This is a genomic window from Acetobacterium wieringae (assembly GCF_001766835.1).
GTDB lineage: Bacteria > Bacillota > Clostridia > Eubacteriales > Eubacteriaceae > Acetobacterium > Acetobacterium wieringae.
Genome location: NZ_LKEU01000058.1, coordinates 1 through 2,537 on the forward strand (window position 1 = coordinate 1; position 2,537 = coordinate 2,537).

At 48.2% G+C, this 2,537-nt stretch carries 2 protein-coding genes; both read left to right on the forward strand.

The features are described from left to right. The first annotated feature begins 123 nt into the window (after window positions 1-123). Window positions 124-1,650: an IS21 family transposase gene (gene istA, locus ACWI_RS18285; RefSeq protein WP_084633901.1), complete on the forward strand. Its 1,527-nt coding sequence runs from the start codon at window positions 124-126 to the stop codon at window positions 1,648-1,650. Next, window positions 1,640-2,404: an IS21-like element helper ATPase IstB gene (gene istB, locus ACWI_RS18290; RefSeq protein WP_070372886.1), complete on the forward strand. Its 765-nt coding sequence runs from the start codon at window positions 1,640-1,642 to the stop codon at window positions 2,402-2,404. Before istA ends, istB begins: the two co-directional genes overlap by 11 nt. The last annotated feature ends 133 nt before the right edge of the window (window positions 2,405-2,537 follow it).

Genomic DNA, 2,537 nt, shown 5'->3' on the forward strand with positions numbered 1-2,537 from the left:
AAAAATCCATAGTATTGCAAGTTGGAAAATGCACAATATTGCAAAAATCCATTGCGGGCAAAACTCAAGTCAATTATCCTTGTATCTGACCAAAGAACAAGGAGGAAATGGAGAATGCTCACAATGGATCAGATACATGATATCAGAAATCGTTTTTATGAGAAAGGGGAAAATATTTCCCAGATTGCGGAAGCGTTGCACCTGGATTGGCGAACGGTACGCAAATACATTGATCAGACTGATTTCAACAGCCCGCCGCCAAAGCCGGCGTTGGAGAAACAATTCTGTCCCAAACTGGATCCCTACAAGGAGGTGATCGATTCCTGGCTGATTGAGGACAAATCAGCCCCACGCAAACAGCGCCATACAGCTAAACGGGTATTTCATCGCCTGCTGGCCGAATTTCCCGGTTTTGACTGCTCCTATCGGACGGTCGCCAGCTATTACGCAGTGAAACACCGGGAAATATTTAAGCAGAATAAACAGGCCTATCTGCCACTGGTACATCAACCCGGAGAAGCGCAGGTTGATTTTGGTACGGCTGAGTTTTATGAAAATGGCCAAAAACTGACTGGAAAATACCTGGAGGTCTCTTTTCCATACAGCAATAAAGGTTATCTGCAGCTGTTCTACGGTGAAAATATGGAATGCCTGCTGGAAGGGCTGGATGCTATATTCCGCCACATTGGCTGTGTGCCAAGGGAGCTCTGGTTTGATAACACGAAAGTCATTGTTACCGAGATTATCCGTGATGGCGGGCGAAAACTGACTGACAAATTCGAACGGTTCCGGGAGCATTACCATTTTAAAGCCGTCTTCATGAATCCCGGGGCCGGCCATGAAAAAGGAAACGTCGAAAACAAGGTCGGCTATCAGCGTCGCAACTTCATGGTACCGGTTCCCCGCTTTCTGTCGCTGTCGGATTATAACCGGCAGTTGCTGACAGAGTGTGAAAAAGATGCCCGGCGGAACCATTATCGCTACGATGAAACCATCGAGGAGCGGTTTCAGGCGGATCTGACGGCCTGCCACAAACTGCCCGGAATTGCGTTTGACCTCACCGGTCATCAAACCCTCAAAGCCGACAACTGGGCCAGGATTTATCTGAACAAACGACAGCATGCTTATTCGGTGGCTCCAAAGTACGCCCAGTGCCCGGTTCATCTGGTTTTAACGTCGGCAATGGTAGTTATTCAGGATGAAAATTTTCGGGAAATTGTCCGGCACCGGCGCCTTTATGGAGATACCAGGCAGGAACAGATGGACTGGCTGCCTTATCTGAAACAATTATCCCTGAGACCCCGGGCCCTGAAATATACTGGGATCTATGAGCTGATGCCGGAAACCATGCAAACCTATCTGGCCACCTGTTCAGGCAGCGAAGTTGGACAGATCCTCAAGGTTCTTTCCGAGTTGACCAGTCGCACCGGTTTTGACAGTGCCGTAAATACCGTTAACCATGCAATTGCTCATCAGGCGAGAGATGCCGACAGTCTGGAGAGTCTTTACCGGCGGCTGTATTCGAATGTACCTGAGCTGCCTGCAATGACTCTTGCTCCGGGCATTCCCAAAATGATCCCGATGCAGCCCAATCTGACGGCCTATGATATCTTGCTTCAGGGAAAGGGGGGTGACGGATATGCTCGATAAAGAAATCTTTGAATGCTGCCGGAAGCTGCGTCTGAGTCGCAATCTGGCCGAGTTGGCGCAAACCACCGAAGGCAGCAGTCACCAGGAATATTTGTATCAGCTGCTTAGTGACGAACTCCGTTACCGGGAACTCAGCCGCACCCAAAAGTTGGTTACCAGCGCCGGTTTCTATGGGATTCACACCTTTGAAGGATATCGCTTTGATGAAATCACCCTGCCTTCGGATCTGACTCCAGAAGGCCTGAAATCCCTGGCCTTTATCCACGAAAAGAAGAATCTGATTCTCTATGGTGGCACCGGAACCGGTAAAACCATGTTGTCAACCGCACTCGGCGTTGCCGCCTGTCGACAGGGAATCCCGGTTAAATTCTTTCGAACGGCCGCCCTGGTGAATAAACTGTCCGAAGCCAAAGTAGCGGGTACCCTGACCGCTTTTCTGAAAAAATTGAATAAAGCCGAAGTGATTATTCTGGATGAATATGGTTATGTCCCACTGGACCGAACGGGAGCACAGCTCCTGTTCGAAATCATCTCCGATTGTTATGAACACCGGTCTATCATTCTTAATACCAACCTGGAATTCTCCCGATGGGTCAATGTGCTCTATGATGAACAGATGACCGCTGCCATGCTGGATCGGCTCCTTCATCACTGCCACCTGCTCATGTTTCCGGGACCCAGTAACCGGATGCGGGAATCCAGCATCAATGAATTGTACCGTTCAATATCGGACAATCAATTAAAAAAACAATAACAAACTGCCTGCAATGCTTTGAGTTTTATCGAAATCGCTTCGCATTTCAGCTTGCAAAACTATGGATTTTCCATAATGCAACATTCTGTATTTTTAACTTGCAACTTTCTGCAAAAAGTACTTGCAAAAAACA